Origin of the sequence: Streptococcus jiangjianxini (genome assembly GCF_040225085.1) — a bacterium.
In the GTDB taxonomy this organism is placed as follows: Bacteria; Bacillota; Bacilli; order Lactobacillales; family Streptococcaceae; genus Streptococcus; species Streptococcus jiangjianxini.
On sequence record NZ_JBEHGL010000024.1, the window covers coordinates 1 to 18372 of the forward strand.

The 18372-nt window shown below is 40.9% G+C and carries 8 protein-coding genes, 12 tRNA genes, 1 rRNA gene and 4 pseudogenes; 21 read left to right on the top strand and 4 right to left on the bottom strand.

Annotated features, from left to right (window positions below):
- The first annotated feature begins 11 nt into the window (after positions 1-11).
- The 17 genes and pseudogenes from rrf to ABP870_RS09445 form a co-directional block, all read left to right on the top strand.
- Positions 12-127: ribosomal RNA gene (gene rrf, locus ABP870_RS09365) — 5S ribosomal RNA — on the top strand.
- Positions 128-132: 5 nt separating this feature from the next.
- Positions 133-205, top strand: a tRNA-Val gene (locus tag ABP870_RS09370).
- Between the two features lie 5 nt (positions 206-210).
- Positions 211-281, top strand: a tRNA-Gly gene (locus ABP870_RS09375).
- A gap of 34 nt (positions 282-315) precedes the next feature.
- Positions 316-389: transfer RNA gene (locus ABP870_RS09380), tRNA-Ile, on the top strand.
- 11 nt (positions 390-400) lie between these two features.
- Positions 401-472 (top strand) — tRNA-Glu (locus tag ABP870_RS09385).
- 12 nt (positions 473-484) lie between these two features.
- Positions 485-574: transfer RNA gene (locus tag ABP870_RS09390), tRNA-Ser, on the top strand.
- Positions 575-588: 14 nt separating this feature from the next.
- Positions 589-662: transfer RNA gene (locus ABP870_RS09395), tRNA-Met, on the top strand.
- A gap of 15 nt (positions 663-677) precedes the next feature.
- Positions 678-750: transfer RNA gene (locus tag ABP870_RS09400), tRNA-Phe, on the top strand.
- Between the two features lie 17 nt (positions 751-767).
- Positions 768-848: transfer RNA gene (locus tag ABP870_RS09405), tRNA-Tyr, on the top strand.
- A gap of 6 nt (positions 849-854) precedes the next feature.
- Positions 855-925, top strand: a tRNA-Trp gene (locus tag ABP870_RS09410).
- Positions 926-936: 11 nt separating this feature from the next.
- A tRNA-His gene (locus tag ABP870_RS09415) sits at positions 937-1009 on the top strand.
- Positions 1010-1014: 5 nt separating this feature from the next.
- Positions 1015-1086, top strand: a tRNA-Gln gene (locus ABP870_RS09420).
- 8 nt (positions 1087-1094) lie between these two features.
- Positions 1095-1178: transfer RNA gene (locus tag ABP870_RS09425), tRNA-Leu, on the top strand.
- Positions 1179-1247: 69 nt separating this feature from the next.
- Positions 1248-1685: a zinc-dependent MarR family transcriptional regulator gene (locus ABP870_RS09430; protein ID WP_350015147.1), complete on the top strand. Its 438-nt coding sequence runs from the start codon at positions 1248-1250 to the stop codon at positions 1683-1685.
- A gap of 2 nt (positions 1686-1687) precedes the next feature.
- The gene (locus tag ABP870_RS09435; protein WP_350015148.1) at positions 1688-2374 is read left to right on the top strand and encodes a metal ABC transporter ATP-binding protein; all 687 of its coding nucleotides are present in this window, start codon (positions 1688-1690) and stop codon (positions 2372-2374) included.
- A gap of 11 nt (positions 2375-2385) precedes the next feature.
- Positions 2386-3201, top strand: a complete 816-nt coding sequence (locus tag ABP870_RS09440) for a metal ABC transporter permease (RefSeq protein WP_350015166.1) — start codon at positions 2386-2388, stop codon at positions 3199-3201.
- Between the two features lie 416 nt (positions 3202-3617).
- Positions 3618-4221, top strand: a pseudogene (locus ABP870_RS09445) (transposase); the annotation flags it as partial.
- A gap of 222 nt (positions 4222-4443) precedes the next feature.
- Here the strand turns inward: ABP870_RS09445 and tyrS are convergent.
- Positions 4444-5700 carry a tyrosine--tRNA ligase gene (tyrS, locus tag ABP870_RS09450; protein ID WP_350015149.1) on the bottom strand — a complete coding sequence of 419 codons (1257 nt, stop codon included), beginning with the start codon at positions 5698-5700 and terminating at the stop codon, positions 4444-4446.
- A 103-nt stretch (positions 5701-5803) separates the two neighbouring features.
- Between tyrS and pbp1b the strand changes: the two genes are divergently transcribed.
- The 3 genes from pbp1b to rpoC all read left to right on the top strand — a co-directional run bounded on the left by pbp1b (position 5804) and on the right by rpoC (position 15834).
- Entirely contained in the window at positions 5804-8209 is a 2406-nt protein-coding gene (gene pbp1b, locus ABP870_RS09455; protein ID WP_350015150.1) for a penicillin-binding protein PBP1B, read from the top strand.
- Positions 8210-8505: 296 nt separating this feature from the next.
- Complete coding sequence (gene rpoB, locus ABP870_RS09460; RefSeq protein ID WP_350015151.1) at positions 8506-12075, top strand: DNA-directed RNA polymerase subunit beta; 3570 nt, start codon at positions 8506-8508, stop codon at positions 12073-12075.
- A gap of 126 nt (positions 12076-12201) precedes the next feature.
- Complete coding sequence (gene rpoC / locus ABP870_RS09465; protein ID WP_350015152.1) at positions 12202-15834, top strand: DNA-directed RNA polymerase subunit beta'; 3633 nt, start codon at positions 12202-12204, stop codon at positions 15832-15834.
- Between the two features lie 37 nt (positions 15835-15871).
- Here rpoC and ABP870_RS09470 read toward each other — a convergent pair.
- Positions 15872-16035: pseudogene (locus ABP870_RS09470) on the bottom strand (transposase); the annotation flags it as partial.
- A gap of 437 nt (positions 16036-16472) precedes the next feature.
- Between ABP870_RS09470 and ABP870_RS09475 the strand changes: the two are divergent.
- The gene (locus tag ABP870_RS09475) at positions 16473-16853 is read left to right on the top strand and encodes a DUF1033 family protein (protein ID WP_350015153.1); all 381 of its coding nucleotides are present in this window, start codon (positions 16473-16475) and stop codon (positions 16851-16853) included.
- A 160-nt stretch (positions 16854-17013) separates the two neighbouring features.
- Here ABP870_RS09475 and ABP870_RS09480 read toward each other — a convergent pair.
- Both ABP870_RS09480 and ABP870_RS09485 read right to left on the bottom strand, forming a co-directional pair.
- Positions 17014-17633, bottom strand: a pseudogene (locus ABP870_RS09480) (IS30 family transposase); the annotation flags it as partial.
- A gap of 96 nt (positions 17634-17729) precedes the next feature.
- Positions 17730-18238 (bottom strand): annotated as a pseudogene (locus ABP870_RS09485) (transposase); the annotation flags it as partial.
- Between the last annotated feature and the right edge of the window lie 134 nt (positions 18239-18372).

Genomic DNA, 18372 nt, shown 5'->3' on the forward strand with positions numbered 1-18372 from the left:
ACTCAGACGAGTTAAGTGACGATAGCCTAGGAGATACACCTGTACCCATGCCGAACACAGAAGTTAAGCCCTAGTACGCCTGAAGTAGTTGGGGGTTGCCCCCTGTTAGATAAGGTAGTTGCTTAGCGCAAAGGGAGTTTAGCTCAGCTGGGAGAGCATCTGCCTTACAAGCAGAGGGTCAGCGGTTCGATCCCGTTAACTCCCATTTTAGCGGGTGTAGTTTAGTGGTAAAACTACAGCCTTCCAAGCTGTTGTCGCGAGTTCGATTCTCGTCACCCGCTTTATAAATTATTTATATTCCAAGCTATTTTGCTTGGGCGCGTAGCTCAGGTGGTTAGAGCGCACGCCTGATAAGCGTGAGGTCGGTGGTTCGAGTCCACTCGTGCCCATTATGTAATATGGTCCGTTGGTCAAGGGGTTAAGACACCGCCTTTTCACGGCGGTAACACGGGTTCGAATCCCGTACGGACTATTTATATTTTTTGGAGGATTACCCAAGTCTGGCTGAAGGGAACGGTCTTGAAAACCGTCAGGCGTGTAAAAGCGTGCGTGGGTTCGAATCCCACATCCTCCTTTTTAGTAGATTATCGCGGGATGGAGCAGCTAGGTAGCTCGTCGGGCTCATAACCCGAAGGTCGTAGGTTCAAATCCTGCTCCCGCAATAGAAGTTTTTAATTGGCTCGGTAGCTCAGTTGGTAGAGCAATGGATTGAAGCTCCATGTGTCGGCGGTTCGATTCCGTCTCGCGCCATTATTATTTAATATTTTGGAAAGATAGCGAAGAGGCTAAACGCGGCGGACTGTAAATCCGCTCCTTCGGGTTCGGGGGTTCGAATCCCTCTCTTTCCATCCTAAACGGGCATAGTTTAAAGGTAGAACTAAGGTCTCCAAAACCTTCAGTGTGGGTTCGATTCCTACTGCCCGTGTTTAGAATATGGCGGGTGTGGTGAAGTGGTTAACACATCAGATTGTGGCTCTGACATTCGGGGGTTCGATTCCCCTCACTCGCCTATTTTGGGGTATAGCCAAGCGGTAAGGCAAGGGACTTTGACTCCCTCATGCGTTGGTTCGAATCCAGCTACCCCAGTTATACTTGCCGGCGTGGCGGAATTGGCAGACGCGCTGGACTCAAAATCCAGTGTCCGCAAGGACGTGCCGGTTCGACCCCGGCCGCCGGTATAGCTTCTACTGTTAGTTTTGCTAGCAGTTTTTATTTATTTTTATGTTTAACTGGTTAAGGAGTGTAGCATGTTATTGTCAGAAAGAGTTGATGCTTTTTTGAATGCATTGATTGCTAAAACTGAACATCAAAATGAGTTGTTAATTGGTAAATGTCAAAGTAATGTTAGTTTGACGAGTACGCAGGAACATATTTTAATGTTATTGAAAAATGGACAGTTAACTAATACGGATTTAGCTAGAGAGTTATCTATTAGCCAAGCTGCTGTATCAAAGGCTGTTAAACAATTGGTTCAAAAAAATTTAGTTGAGTCTGTCAAAGATGGTAGAGACGGGCGTGTATCCTATCTTATGTTGAGTGAAGAGGGGTTACCTATTGCCACTGAACATGCGGAACACCATGAGTCAACACTGCGGGTTTACGAAACGATTTTAAGTCATTTTTCTGAAGCAGATCAAGATGTTATTGATCGTTTTGTTGATGAATTGTCTAGAAAGGTTCTTTAATTTTGCGCTATATAACTGTTGAGAATTTGGCCTTTCAATATGATAACGAGCCAGTTCTTCATAATATTTCCTATTATTTAGATAGTGGTGAATTTGTCACTTTAACTGGTGAAAATGGCGCTGCAAAATCTACTCTAATTAAAGCTACCTTGGGTGTCTTGAAGCCTAAAAGTGGTACTGTCACTATTTCTGAAAAGAATATTTTAGGGAAAAAATTGAGAATTGCTTATTTGCCTCAGCAAATCGCTAGTTTTAATGCTGGTTTTCCCTCTACTGTTGAAGAGTTTGTTACTTCTGGTCGGTACCCACGCCAAGGCTGGTTTCGTAGGATTACTTCTCATGATAAGGAGCACGTGAAAACTAGTCTTGAATCTGTTGGGATGTGGGAGAGTCGGCATAAGCGTATTGGGAGTCTCTCAGGCGGTCAGAAACAACGTGTCGTGATTGCTAGGATGTTTGCCTCAGATCCTGATATTTTTGTGCTGGATGAACCGACGACAGGTATGGATGCAAGTACTTTAGATAATTTTTATAGACTGATGCATCATAGTGCCAAAAAACATAGTAAAGCGGTGCTGATGATAACGCATGATCCTGAGGAAGTTGCTGAATATGCTGATCGAAATATTCATTTGGTGAGAGATCAGTCTTCTCCTTGGCGTTGTTTTAATATTCATGAGGTGGAATAAAAATGGATATCATTTTAGAAATGCTTTCCTATGATTTTATGCAGCGAGCAGTACTGGCTATTATTGCTATGAGTCTGTTTGCGCCGATACTTGGCTTATTTTTAATTTTAAGACGTCAAAGTTTGATGAGTGACACTTTAAGTCATGTGTCTCTAGCTGGGGTTGCTTTTGGTATTTTGCTAGGTATTTCAACGACTTGGACAACGGTTGTGGTTGTTATTTTTGCATCAATTCTTTTAGAGTACTTACGTGTCGTATATAAGCACTATATGGAAATTTCAACAGCTATTCTCATGTCCTTGGGCTTAGCCATTTCTTTAATTATTACTAGTAAGTCTGAAAACGCTTCAGGGGTTAATTTGGAGCAATACTTGTTTGGTTCCATTATTACTATCAATCAAGAACAAGTGATTGCTTTATTCGTTATCGCTCTCATCGTCTTAGTATTGACGGCTCTATTTATTCGTCCAATGTATATGTTAACTTTTGATGAGGACACAGCATTAGTTGATGGTCTTCCAGTACGGATAATGTCATTAATCTTCAATATTATTACAGGTGTGGCGATTTCCTTGATGATACCTGCTGCTGGAGCCTTACTAGTATCAACGATTATGGTATTGCCTGCAAGTATTGGGATTCGAATTGGTAAATCATTTAAGGCTGTCATTGGAAGTGCTGTTTTAATTGGTTTTATTGGAATGTTGTCAGGAGTATTGTTGTCGTATACTTGGGAGACACCCGCTAGTGCAACGATTACGATAATTTTTATTGGTATTTTCATAGTTGTTAGTTTGCTTTCGGTACTACGTCATCATCGAAATTAGACACCCTCATTAACGTAAAGATTTATAATAATTGAGTACTGTTTATAAGGAACAGTGCTTTTTATATGCATCAAAAACAGACTAACATTAGCAGTGGGAGACACTCCGGTGGAGTACCGTAAGTGTCCAATAACAAGGTGCTTATCATGTTTTCAATCTGCTAGCACACTGTTAGTAGAACACAGAAGATACTGTTATGTCGTAGCCTATTAGGACTCACAGTCTTGTCGTCTTGAAAAAAATCAGAAATGATCTTCTGATGAAAATACAATGAATGGTTAGCAAAAATCATGGACGTAAGGGTAACGGTTCGAATTTGTCGTAAGTGCAAATCTTCTTCCTGCAAGGATGGCGATATTAAATAGAAAAGCGAGCAGTCTCATCGGGCGCCAATTTGAGATACCTATATCTCATGAGAGCTGTTACTCCAGACTAAGAATCGTCTGCACAAGGTCTTACACGCCACGTTCCCTGAATTAGAAGGAACCTTGTCAACACCAACTAGTGAGCAAGCTTGAAACTTGATTACGGCTTGTCCATGTAATAGCTTTGTGCTGGAGTTGGATATCACCACACTATCAGCTATCATCCGTTAGCCCACGTCAAAACGCGCCTCAAGCGTATGAGGGGCTTAGTAGATAAGCTTACAGACTTAGCCAACCCCTCTCTTATTGTGCCGTCAAGAAAACCTCTTCCCTGGTGGAAGAGGTCCGTTATTACTGGGCAAAAGAATGACTTGGATTTTCCAAACAGAGACAAGCTATTCTTAATCAAATAGTGGTACTAGTTTGACCATTACTAGAATATGAAATTCTGCTCTCTATTTCTGGAATCTCAGAAGCGACTGCGACAAGCATTATTGGTGAACTCAGTGATAGTCGTCGGTTTCAGTCTACTAATCAAAACAACCCCTTTATTGGCATTGATCTCAGACACTATGAATCTAGACACTATCTGGCTCAGGGACACATCACCAAACGTGGAGATCCGTATGCTCAAAAGATTCTTTTCAAACGCATCACAAGCTTTACGATTATTGTTCTACCCAAAATCACTAAAGCTACTGATACTCTACCATTGCCTGCCGTCTTAAAAATAAGTTTTCATCACAGGTTCTGATAGGTTTGACAAACGGTAGAAAAGGACCTAGCCTTATTCAATACAGGGCTAAATCCTCTCTAATTATTTTGTCTAACTTTTTGGGTTAGTATGCTAGTTGCTGGGGTACTTTCTACTGTTATATTAGTAGGTGAGAACGAAGTATTTCTTTTTACCACGGCGGATGACAGTTAATTCCTGATCAATTTTATCATCGTCAGAGAGATTATAAGCTAAATCTTGAACGCGATCACCGTTGATATAGATAGCTCCGTTTTGAACATCTTCACGTGCTTGGCGTTTTGAGGAAGAGATACCTGATTTGACTAAGATTTCAACGATATTAAGGTCGTCTTGAGTTTGAACAGCATAGTTAGGAACATTGCTGAGACCTTGTTTTAATTCAGTTGCCGACAAGTTTTTGATATTTCCTGCAAAGAGTTGTTCAGTGATGTTAAGAGCTTGGCGATAGGCTTCTTCGCCATGAACTAGAGTAACTACTTCTTTAGCTAATACTTTTTGAGCTAGGCGTTCATGTCGTGCAGCATTAAATTGTTTTTCAATAGCGGCAATTTCATCTAATGATAGGAAGGTGAAAATTTTTAAGAAGCGAACAGCATCATCATCCATAACGTTTAGCCAGAATTGGTACATTTCGTAAGGAGATGTTTTATCGGCATCAAGCCAGACAGCATTACCTTCAGATTTACCAAATTTTTTGCCAGTGGCATCAGTAATAAGTGGCACAGTGATAACGTGGCCAGTTTTATCAGCTTTACGACGAAGAAGTTCTGTCCCTGCTGTCATGTTGCCCCACTGATCAGAGCCACCGATTTGAAGTGTCACGTTATGCTTTTGATTTAATTCGTAAAAATCGTAACCTTGCATGATTTGGTAGGCAAACTCTGTGTAGGAAATACCAGTCTCAATACGTTTTTTAACGGAGTCTTTGCTCATCATGTAGTTCACAGTGAAGTATTTCCCCACATCGCGAAGGAAATCAATAAAGCTGACTGATCCAAACCAGTCGTAGTTGTTAACCATTTCAGCTTTGTTATCTCCGTTTTCGAAGTCCAGAAAGCGTGATAGTTGTCCTTGAATTTTAAAAACCCAACCGTCGACAGTTTCTTTGGTTTGAAGACTACGTTCAGCATCTTTGAATGATGGGTCACCGATAAGTCCTGTTGCTCCACCAACAAGCGCAAAAGGTTTGTGACCAGCTAATTGGAGGCGACGATTTGCTAAAATGGCAACTAGATGTCCTAAGTGTAGGCTATCTGCTGTTGGATCGTAACCCGTGTAGAAAGAAACTTGCCCTTCGGTTAATGCTTTTTCGAGGGCTTCTTCATCAGTCGTTTGGAAGACTAAGCCTCTTTCTTTTAATTCTTCAAAAATATTCATATAAGCCTCCAAAATAAGTTTTGTGTTAGCACTCATTATATCAGAAATACTTTGTCCCATGCAAGCTATACAGAAGTTTGGTATAATGCTATTGAGGTATTTTATGTCTAATTTTAAGAAAAAAGCACGTACTTGGTTACATAAGGGAAAGCAGAGCCTTTCTATTAAAGGGCCGAGACATAAAACAAATCATTCTACCAATAAATCTTCAGATCATGGATGGTTTGTAGTAGATAGTCTATCTATCTTTTTACGTATCGTCAAATTATTATCAAATTTTATTTATATTATTGTATTGCTTTTTATTATGCTGGGTGCTGGTCTTGGACTTGGGTATTTGGCAAGTCAAATTGATGATGTTCAAGTACCGAATAAAGCAGAGCTTATTAAGAAAATTGAAACTGGTTCTCTAATTTCTCAGCTATCTTATTCTGATGGTTCATTGATTTCAGACGTTGATACAGATCTTTTACGTACACCGGTTGCAAGTGATGCTATTTCTGAGAATCTCAAGCATGCGATCATTTCAACTGAAGATGAGAATTTTAACACCCACCGTGGTGTGGTACCTAAAGCAGTCTTTAGGGCTCTTATCTCATCTCTTTTAGGAATTGGAGAGTCCAGCGGTGGCTCTACCGTGACTCAGCAGCTCTTGAAGCAGCAAATTCTTGGGGATGATCCGACTTTTAAGCGTAAAGCTAGGGAAATTATCTATGCTCTTTCTTTGGAAAAGGATATGGATAAGGATGCTATTTTGACGTCTTATTTGAATGTATCTCCGTTTGGACGAAATAACAAAGGGCAAAATATCGCTGGTGTTGAAGAAGCTGCACAAGGTATTTTTGGTAAGTCTGCTGCGGAGTTGACTGTTCCGCAAGCAGCTTTTATTGCTGGTCTACCACAAAGTCCGATTGTTTATTCTCCTTATAGTGGGGATGGTCGTTTGAAATCTGATGAAGAGTTATCATTTGGTTTAACGCGAGCAAGTAATGTTTTATACAATATGTATCGAGAAGGTTATCTTACTAAGAGTGAGTATCATTCTTATAAATCTTATGATTTAAAACAGGATTTTATTGCTTCGGATACTGTGGCGGCATCTAAGCATGATTATCTTTATTATTCTGTGATGGAAGAAGCACAGAAGATAATGTATGAGTATTTGATAAAAAAAGATGGGGTTTCTGCTCAAGATTTGAAAAATGATGCTACTAAAGTTGCTTATGAAGAGCGTGCTTTAGAGGAACTCCAATCGGGGGGATATCAAGTAACGACAACCATTAACAAGCCTATTTATGAAGCTATGCAAAATGCTGTTAACCAGTATGGAAACCTTTTAGATGATGGAACTGGTCGTACAGAAGTTGGAAATGTTTTAATAGATAATAAATCTGGAGCCATACTCGGCTTTATTGGTGGACGTGATTATACAACTAATCAGAACAATCATGCGTTTGATACGAAAAGATCACCAGGATCCACTATTAAGCCTTTGATTGCTTATGGACCAGCTATTGACCAAGGTTTAATGGGAAGTGCCACTATGTTGTCAAACTATCCGACAACTTACTCAAGTGGTCAAAAAATCATGCACGTTGATAATGAAGGGACAGCAATGGTTACTCTCCAAGAAGCTTTGAATACGTCTTGGAATATTCCTGCTTTTTGGACTTATAAACTCTTACGAGACAAGGGTGTTGATGTTGAGAATTATATGACCAGGATGGGGATCTCTATTGATAATTATGATATCGAAAGTTTACCACTCGGTGGTGGTATTGACATGACTGTTGAACAGTTAGCAAATGGTTATCAAATGATTGCTAATAATGGTGCCTATGTTAAAGGCTACATGGTCGATAAGATTACTGACAATGAAGGCAAAGTTATTTATCAACACAAAGCGGAACCTGTCCAGGTTTTCTCTAAAGCTACGGCAACGATTTTACAGGACTTGCTTCGCGGACCACTTGATTCAGGAACGACTACTCAGTTTATGAGTCGATTGCGATCGTTGAATGGGCCCTTGGCTAATGACGATTGGATAGGTAAAACAGGGACAACAAATGATTATTCAGATGCATGGTTATCTGTGTCAACTCCCAAGGTATCATTGGCTTCGTGGGCTGGTCACGATAACAATACCTCTTTAGGAAAACTGACAGGCTATGATAATCATTCGAATTATTTGGCGAATCTTGTGAATGCCATTAGTCAGGCTGATCCTAATGCGTTTGGTGGTGGTCAGAAATTCTCTCTTGATTCAAGTGTGATAAAATCGACTGTCAATAAGCAAACGGGGTTAAAACCTGGAACGGCGTCGGAAAATGGTCGACGTTACACGATTAGTGGGAATACAACAACCAGTTATTGGGCAAAAAATGGTGCTGGTAATATGACTTACCGCTTCGGTATTGGTGGTACGGATAGTGACTATCAAAAAGCTTGGAGTAGTATTACTGGTGGCGGTAGCCAATCGAATAGTACAAAAAGAAATAGTCGACGATAAACTTGATTTTTAAGGTTATCAATGTTATAATATGAGCAACCATTTGACGTTTAATCACGGTTGAAATATTGTCCAACCGTGGCATAAAGCAGTTAAATCATACTTTAAGGAGTCCGATTTAGCTGCTCTTTTTGTGCCTATTTTCGTCATTCTTTAGATATGTAACGAACATTTAAAGATTCTGAAAATTGATTAACGCCAATAACTTGAAGTTGTTTTAGCAGAACCCTAAAATGAACTTCGTGATTGAACTCGAACGATTTTCGTTCATAACTCATTTAATAAAGGAGTAAGACTTGGCAGGACATGACGTTCAATACGGGAAACATCGTACCCGTCGTAGTTTTTCAAGAATTAAAGAAGTTCTTGATTTACCTAACTTAATTGAAATTCAAACAGATTCATTCCAAGATTTCTTGGATAACAGCTTGCGTGAAGTATTTGAGGATGTACTTCCGATTTCAAACTTCACCGATACTATGGAGCTGGAATTTGTAGGCTATGAATTAAAAGAACCTAAGTACACACTTGAAGAAGCGCGTGCCCACGACGCTCACTATTCAGTACCTTTGTTTGTTACTTTCCGTTTGATTAACAAAGAAACAGGTGAAATTAAGACACAAGAAGTTTTCTTTGGGGATCTTCCTTACATGACAGAAATGGGTACTTTCATCATCAATGGTGCAGAACGTATCATCGTTTCTCAGCTGGTTCGCTCACCAGGTGTTTATTTCAATGATAAAGTTGATAAAAACGGTAAAGTCGGTTACGGTTCAACCGTAATCCCTAATCGTGGTGCATGGCTTGAGCTTGAAACAGATGCGAAAGACATTGCTCACACACGTATCGACCGTACACGTAAGATTCCATTCACGACACTTGTTCGTGCTCTTGGTTTCTCAGGTGATGATGAAATTATTGATATTTTTGGTGAGGGTGATCTTGTTCGTAATACGATCGAAAAAGATATTCACAAAAATCCAAACGATTCACGTACTGATGAAGCCCTTAAAGAAATTTATGAACGTCTTCGTCCAGGGGAACCTAAGACGGCTGATTCATCACGTAGCTTATTGACGGCTCGTTTCTTCGATCCACGTCGTTATGATTTGGCTGCTGTTGGTCGTTATAAAATCAACAAGAAACTTAATGTGAAGACACGTCTTCTTGGCCAAACCATTGCTGAGAACTTGATTGATAGTGAAACAGGTGAGATTCTTGTCGAATCTGGTACGGTAATGACTCGTGATGTTATTGAGTCTATCGCTGAGCATTTGGATGGTGATTTGAACAAATTTGTTTACACACCAAACGACTATGCAGTAGTGACGGAACCGGTTATTTTACAAAAATTTAAAGTGGTAGCTCCAAGTGATCCTGATCGTACAGTGACGATTGTTGGTAATGCTAACCCAGACGATAAGGTTCGTGCACTGACACCAGCGGATATCTTAGCCGAAATGTCATATTTCCTAAACCTTGCTGAAGGTCTTGGAAAAGTTGATGATATTGACCACTTAGGTAATCGTCGTATTCGTGCTGTTGGTGAGCTTCTTGCTAACCAATTCCGCATTGGTCTCGCTCGTATGGAACGTAATGTACGTGAACGTATGTCTGTTCAAGACAACGAAGTCTTAACGCCACAGCAAATCATCAATATCCGTCCGGTAACAGCTGCTATCAAAGAATTCTTTGGTTCTTCACAGTTGTCACAGTTCATGGATCAACACAACCCACTTTCTGAGTTGTCTCACAAACGCCGTTTGTCAGCCCTTGGACCTGGAGGTTTGACGCGTGATCGTGCTGGTTATGAAGTGCGTGACGTGCACTATACCCACTATGGTCGTATGTGTCCTATCGAGACTCCAGAGGGACCAAATATCGGTTTGATCAATAACTTGTCTTCTTATGGGCATCTTAATAAGTATGGATTTATTCAAACACCTTATCGAAAAGTTGATCGTGAAACAGGTCGAGTAACGAATGACATTGTTTGGTTAACTGCAGATGAAGAAGATGAGTATACTGTTGCTCAGGCTAACTCGAAACTTAATGATGATAATACATTTGCTGAGGAGATTGTCATGGGACGCCATCAAGGTGTCAACCAAGAGTATCCAGCGCATTTAGCAGATTTCATGGATGTTTCTCCTAAGCAGGTAGTTGCCGTTGCGACTGCATGTATTCCTTTCTTGGAAAACGATGACTCAAACCGTGCCCTTATGGGTGCCAACATGCAACGTCAGGCTGTTCCATTGATTGATCCTAAAGCCCCTTATGTGGGTACCGGCATGGAATATCAAGCAGCCCATGACTCAGGAGCAGCTATCATTGCTCAACATGATGGTAAGGTTGTTTTCTCGGATGCTGAAAAAGTTGAAGTTCGTCGTGAAGATGGTTCTCTTGATGTTTATCATGTGACAAAATTCCGTCGTTCAAACTCAGGTACAGCCTACAACCAACGCACACTAGTTAAAGTTGGCGATATGGTTGAAAAAGGTGATTTTATCGCCGATGGTCCTTCTATGGAAAATGGGGAAATGGCCCTCGGTCAAAATCCAGTCGTTGCCTACATGACTTGGGAAGGTTACAACTTTGAGGATGCCGTTATCATGTCTGAACGTCTGGTAAAAGAGGATGTTTACACCTCTGTTCATTTGGAAGAATTTGAGTCAGAAACACGTGATACTAAGTTAGGCCCTGAAGAAATCACTCGTGAAATTCCCAACGTTGGTGAAGAAGCGCTCAAAGACCTTGACGAAATGGGAATCATTCGTATCGGTGCTGAGGTGAAAGAAGGCGATATTCTAGTTGGTAAAGTCACACCTAAGGGTGAGAAAGACCTCTCTGCTGAAGAACGTCTTTTACACGCTATCTTCGGTGATAAATCGCGTGAAGTGCGTGATACTTCGCTTCGTGTTCCTCATGGCGGCGATGGTATTGTTCGCGACGTGAAAATTTTTACGCGTGCTAACGGTGATGAATTGCAATCAGGTGTCAACATGCTTGTTCGTGTTTATATCGCTCAAAAACGTAAGATCAAAGTTGGCGATAAAATGGCTGGTCGCCATGGTAACAAGGGTGTCGTTTCACGTATTGTACCAGTAGAAGATATGCCGTATCTTCCAGATGGAACACCTGTTGATATCATGCTTAACCCTCTTGGGGTGCCATCTCGTATGAATATTGGTCAGGTTATGGAGCTTCACCTAGGAATGGCCGCTCGTAATTTGGGTGTCCACATGGCAACACCAGTCTTTGATGGAGCAACTGCAGAGGATCTCTGGGAAACGGTTGAAGAAGCTGGTATGGATAGCGATGCTAAGACAGTCCTTTATGATGGTCGTACAGGTGAACCATTTGACAACCGTGTGTCTGTTGGTGTCATGTACATGATCAAACTTCACCACATGGTTGATGATAAACTTCACGCTCGTTCAGTAGGTCCTTACTCACTTGTTACCCAACAACCACTTGGTGGTAAAGCCCAATTTGGTGGACAACGTTTTGGTGAGATGGAAGTTTGGGCGCTTGAAGCTTATGGTGCATCAAATGTTCTTCAAGAAATCTTGACTTATAAGTCAGATGATGTGACTGGTCGCCTTAAAGCTTATGAAGCTATTACAAAAGGTAAACCAATTCCAAAACCAGGTGTGCCAGAATCATTCCGTGTTCTTGTTAAAGAATTACAATCTCTTGGTCTTGATATGCGTGTCCTTGATGATGAAGACACAGAAGTTGAACTCCGTGATCTTGATGAAGGCGAAGATGATGATGTAATGCATGTTGATGATCTTGAAAAAGCGCGTGAAAAACAAGCTAAAGAGTCAGCAGAATTAGCACAGGCAGCAGCTGAAGATAAATAATAAAAGATGAAACAAAAAAGTTAGTTTTAGAGGCTATTCTTAAACTAACAAGCTGTTACAAGGTCAGGTAGTGGTTTTTCATTGCCTTTGACCGCGTAATATTGATAATGAAGAAAGGTACTATTAGTGGTTGACGTAAATCGTTTTAAAAGTATGCAAATCACATTAGCCTCACCTAGTAAGGTCCGCTCTTGGTCTTACGGTGAAGTTAAAAAACCTGAAACAATCAACTATCGTACATTAAAACCAGAACGTGAAGGACTGTTTGATGAAGTCATCTTTGGTCCAACAAAAGACTGGGAATGTGCGTGTGGTAAGTACAAACGGATCCGTTATAAAGGCATCGTCTGTGACCGTTGCGGTGTCGAGGTAACACGTGCTAAAGTTCGTCGTGAACGTATGGGGCACATCGAGTTGAAAGCTCCTGTATCACACATTTGGTACTTCAAAGGCATTCCATCTCGCATGGGTCTTACCCTTGACATGAGTCCTCGTGCTCTTGAAGAAGTCATCTATTTTGCAGCTTACGTGGTTATTGATCCTATGGATACACCGCTTGAAGCAAAATCTCTCTTGACTGAACGTGAATACCGTGAAAAACTTCAAGAATACGGCTATGGTTCGTTTGTGGCTAAAATGGGTGCAGAAGCTATCCAAGATCTTCTTAAACGTGTGGATTTAGAAGCTGAAATTGCAGAACTTAAAGAAGAGCTCAAGACGGCTTCTGGTCAAAAACGTGTGAAAGCTGTTCGTCGTTTGGATGTTCTTGATGCTTTCCACAAATCTGGTAATAAGCCTGAGTGGATGGTACTTAACATCCTTCCAGTTATTCCACCAGATCTTCGTCCAATGGTTCAGTTGGATGGTGGTCGCTTTGCAGCATCTGATCTTAACGACCTTTACCGCCGTGTTATTAACCGTAATAACCGTTTGGCGCGTCTTTTGGAACTTAATGCTCCAGGTATCATCGTGCAAAATGAAAAACGGATGCTTCAAGAAGCAGTTGATGCTTTGATCGACAATGGTCGTCGCGGTCGTCCAATCACAGGTCCTGGTGGCCGTCCGTTGAAATCGTTAAGTCACATGCTTAAAGGGAAACAAGGGCGTTTCCGTCAAAACTTGCTCGGTAAACGTGTTGACTTTTCAGGTCGTTCGGTTATCGCCGTTGGTCCTACCCTTAAAATGTATCAATGTGGTGTTCCACGTGAAATGGCGATTGAACTCTTTAAACCTTTCGTGATGCGCGAAATTGTTGCTCGCGAGTATGCTGGTAACGTTAAAGCAGCAAAACGCATGGTGGAACGTGGTGATGAACGCATTTGGGATATTCTTGAAGAAGTGATTAAGGAACATCCCGTTCTTCTTAATCGCGCGCCTACCCTTCACCGCTTGGGTATCCAAGCCTTTGAGCCTGTCCTTATTGATGGTAAAGCTCTTCGTCTTCACCCACTTGTGTGTGAGGCCTATAATGCCGACTTTGACGGAGACCAAATGGCTATTCACGTGCCCCTTTCTGAGGAAGCGCAAGCAGAAGCTCGTCTTCTTATGCTTGCAGCTGAGCATATCCTTAACCCTAAAGATGGTAAACCTGTTGTTACACCATCACAGGATATGGTTTTAGGTAACTATTACCTAACTATGGAAGATGCTGGTCGTGAGGGTGAAGGTATGGTCTTTAAGGATCGTGATGAAGCTGTAATGGCTTATCAGAATGGCTATGTTCACTTGCATTCACGTGTTGGTATCGCTGTGGATAGTATGCCAAATAAACCTTGGAAAGAAAACCAACTTCACAAAATTATGGTGACGACTGTTGGTAAAATCCTCTTTAACGATGTGATTCCAACTGAAATTCCTTACCTTCAAGAGCCAAACAATGCTAACTTGACGGATGGAACGCCGGATAAATACTTCTTGGAACCAGGTCAAGATATTCAACCAGTCATTGACTCACTTGAACTCAATGCGCCGTTCAAGAAGAAAAATCTTGGTAACATCATCGCAGAAACTTTCAAACGTCTTCGTACAACTGAAACGTCAGCCTTTCTTGACCGTTTGAAAGATCTTGGTTACTACCATTCAACCCTTGCTGGGTTGACTGTGGGTATTGCTGATATCCCGGTTATTGACAATAAAGCTGAGATTATCGATTCTGCTCACCGTCGGGTTGAAGATATTAATAAAGCTTTCCGTCGTGGTCTTATGACCGAGGATGATCGTTATGTAGCTGTTACAACAACATGGCGTGAGGCTAAAGAGGCTCTTGAAAAACGATTGATTGAGACACAGGATCCTAAGAATCCTATCGTAATGATGATGGACTCTGGAGCCCGTGGTAATATCTCTAACTTCTCCCAACTAGCTGGTATGCGTGGTTTGATGGCTGCTCCTAACGGGCGTATCATGGAACTTCCTATCTTGTCTAACTTCCGTGAAGGTTTAACCGTTTTGGAGATGTTCTTCTCAACTCATGGTGCTCGTAAAGGGATGACTGATACGGCCCTTAAGACTGCCGACTCAGGTTACCTCACTCGTCGTTTGGTTGACGTCGCTCAAGACGTTATCATCCGCGAAGATGACTGTGGAACAGATCGTGGCTTGACGATTACAGCTATCACAGATGGTAAGGAAGTAACAGAAACACTTGATGAACGTCTACAAGGTCGTTACACTAAGAAAACTGTTAAAAATCCAATCACTGGTGAGACAATCATCGGTCCTAATAAACTTATTACAGAAGATAAGGCTGCTGAGATTGTCAATGCTGGTGTTGAAGAAGTAACTATCCGTTCTGTCTTTACATGTAACACTCGTCATGGGGTATGTCGTCACTGTTACGGTATCAACTTGGCAACTGGTGATGCAGTTGAAGTTGGTGAGGCAGTTGGTACTATTGCTGCTCAATCTATCGGTGAGCCTGGTACTCAGCTTACGATGCGTACCTTCCACACCGGTGGGGTAGCCTCAAACACGGATATTACGCAAGGTCTTCCTCGTATCCAAGAAATCTTTGAAGCGCGTAATCCTAAAGGGGAAGCCGTGATTACCGAGGTTAAAGGTACTGTTATCGAAATCGAAGAGGATGCTGCTACCCGTACTAAGAAAGTCTATGTGCAAGGTAAAACTGGTATGGGTGAGTATGTGGTACCATTCACAGCTCGTATGAAAGTTGAAGTCGGTGACGAAGTGGCTCGTGGTGCGGCTTTGACGGAAGGTTCCATCCAACCCAAACGTCTTCTTGAAGTTCGTGACACCCTTTCTGTGGAAACTTATCTTCTTGCTGAAGTTCAAAAAGTTTACCGCAGCCAAGGGGTAGAAATCGGAGATAAACACGTTGAGGTAATGGTTCGTCAAATGCTTCGTAAAGTTCGTGTCATGGATCCAGGCGACACTGATCTTCTTCCAGGGACACTTATGGATATCGCTGATTTCACAGATGCTAACAAAGATATTGTTATCTCTGGTGGTATTCCTGCAACATCTCGCCCAGTTCTTATGGGAATTACGAAAGCCTCTCTTGAGACCAATTCATTCTTGTCTGCGGCTTCCTTCCAGGAAACAACACGTGTCCTTACAGACGCAGCCATCCGTGGTAAGAAAGATCATCTTCTTGGACTCAAAGAGAATGTTATTATTGGTAAAATCATTCCAGCTGGTACTGGTATGGCACGCTACCGTAACATCGAACCACAATCTGTTAATGAAGTGGAAGTTATCGAGGAAGTACCAGTTTCAGACGAAGTAACTGTTACAGAATAATAGAAAAATTGACACTTTATCAACTGTAGTAGGTGACTTATAACAAACAACGAGAGAGAATCAGATTGGTTCTCTCTTTTGTTGTGTTCAAAGCGAGATAAATCCGTTTTTTGAAGTTTTCATCTTCCTAAAGCCAAAAGCGTTTCGCTTAATGACTTTGATAAGTTCGTTGAGGGTTTTGCACTTAGCGTTAGAATAGCGTATTAGTGATATAGTCTTTACATGTGTTAAACGCTGTGAGAACAGATTGAAAGATGTGACGTTATTCACTGCAGAAATGATAGAGCTATTTTTTCGTACCATAAAACCCTAAAAGAACCTGTCATTTCAATAGTTAACCAGATAAGGTTCGTGTTTGTGCAGTATTCTACAAGCAGATTATTATCACATTAAACTATAATTTTATATAATAGACGTCACAGAAGGATTAGAGATAATCATTTGGAATACTTATTTTTGATTATATAACCAAAACATAATAGAAAGGAAAAGGGTGATTCAACTATCGAAAATGTTCTCTTATAGTTATTTGAAAAAGGGATATATCCTAATATCAAATGGTTATAGAGCTATCTTAATTTTTATTTAAACGAAGAATAAGATAATTTTCATAAAGATCTTAAGACCCAGTACATGATATGGCCTATCAAGTGATAAAAATGTATGGCGACTTTGAACCTTGGTGGTTCTTAGACGATTGGCAAGAAGATATCACTGCTATTAAAGAGTTCCAAACTTATGAGGATGCGCTCACTTGTTATCAAGAGGAATGGGAATTGTTACAGGAACAATTTCCTAAGGTAAATAGTCAATCAAATCTGATGTCAGCTTTTTGGCGGACAGATGACCAACGTTGGTGTGAAGAGTGTGATGAAGATTTACAACAATATCATTCCTTAATGATGTTAGGAAATTGGCAAGAGCTTCCTAAAAATTTACAGGATTTGGATTTTGAGCATCGTAATGCGGAAGGGATTCATCCTTCTTGTTCCATTAAACAGCATAACTCTTTATCATGAGATTAGTATGTAGGTTAAAGAAAACGTCTATTTTGGATAGTTTTCTTTAATCTTTTTTCTATCATTTGTCAAGTCTATCAATGGATTTGAGAATAATTTTTTAGAAACTTGAATTGTCAAGTTAAGTGCAACATCTTTTATCTGAACCAAAGTTGAGAGTTTAGGCTCTTTGGGCTAGCCCAAAGAGTTTTTCCGCGGACTGATACTCTAACAGTCTTCTTGGTCGCTGATTGATGGATGAAGTTGCCTCAGCTAATTTTTCTGCTGTGATCAGCTTTAGGGATGAACTCTCTGAGTAAGCCATTGAAATGCTCATTGCTTCCTCGTTCGTATGATGAGTAAGCATGGGCATAATACACCTGAACGCCTTCTAATTCAGGCAAGGAAGCGAATTCAGTACCGTTATCAGCTGTTATGGATTTGATTGGGTAGTTCCCAATGAGTTGAATCATTGCCTCATTCACATAGTGAGCCTTCTTTTCAGCTAGATAGACCGTAATGGCATAGCGAGTCTGTCTTTCGACTAGAGTTAAAATAGATAGTTCCCCAGCCTGTTTCAGACCAAGAACAGAGTCAATTTCCCAATGTCCAAACATTGATGTCATTTGGACGTTCTTCGATGGAAGTACCAAAATGCTTTTTGGTTGACGATCGCTTCTTGGCCTTGGGTTTTAGGCGCATAGCTCGAGGCAAGTCAATAGGTTTAACCTCCAGTAACCCTTGATGACTATAGGTGTACATGGTTTTAGTACTGGCTATTGTTTCATTAGGATAAGCTATGAAAAGGCAACCCTTTTTTGTACAAAATTTATAAAGTGTTTTTTGTTAAGCGATAACTCGCCTAGCCATTGGTGTTTGATAGTTGAGACTGCCGTGAATGCGACGACGAGACAAGACAGCCCCTTCTGTTTCCAGACATTTCTTGATTTTTCGAGCACCGTATCTAGATTTGCTCTCAAGGAAAATCCGTTTAACCATTTCTTCAAGCTCTGTTTCCGATGCTGGCTCTGTGGCTTTGTAGTAATAGCTGGAACGAGGGAGGTTCAACCAACGACACATGGCTGAAATGCTGTATTTATCCTTGTTAGCAGTGATTATTTGCCTTTTTGTGCCATAATCACTGCCGCTTGCTTTAGGATGTCTAGCTGCATTTTGAGTTCTTTATTGTGCTTTCTAAGGGCTATTAGCTCTCGTTGTTCCTCTGTTAGATTATCAATCGATTTGAAGGAACCAGTTGTTTTGGCTTGTCTGACCCATTTGTCGAAGGTTGAGGGGGTTAACTCATATTCTTTGATGATCTCGCTACGTTTCATACCGGCATTGTGAAGGTCAACGATTTGTTGCTTAAAGTCATCACTAAATTGACGACGTACTTTTCTAGACATATCTTTTCTCCTGTTTTTGATTACTATAGATCACTTTATAAATTCTGTCTAGTTTAGTGTAGCCGATTCAATATGACATTTGTGTCATGTTGCCATTCTTATCAGCACTGTATAATGACCTTATTAATAGAAAT

What these genes read in the sequence shown, in the direction of transcription:
- ABP870_RS09430 (WP_350015147.1), top strand. Translation starts at nt 1,248, where the DNA reads ATGTTATTGTCAGAAAGAGTTGATGCTTTTTTGAATGCATTGATTGCT.
- tyrS (WP_350015149.1), bottom strand. Translation starts at nt 5,700, where the DNA reads ATGAATATTTTTGAAGAATTAAAAGAAAGAGGCTTAGTCTTCCAAACG.
- pbp1b (WP_350015150.1), top strand. Translation starts at nt 5,804, where the DNA reads ATGTCTAATTTTAAGAAAAAAGCACGTACTTGGTTACATAAGGGAAAG.
- ABP870_RS09475 (WP_350015153.1), top strand. Translation starts at nt 16,473, where the DNA reads ATGGCCTATCAAGTGATAAAAATGTATGGCGACTTTGAACCTTGGTGG.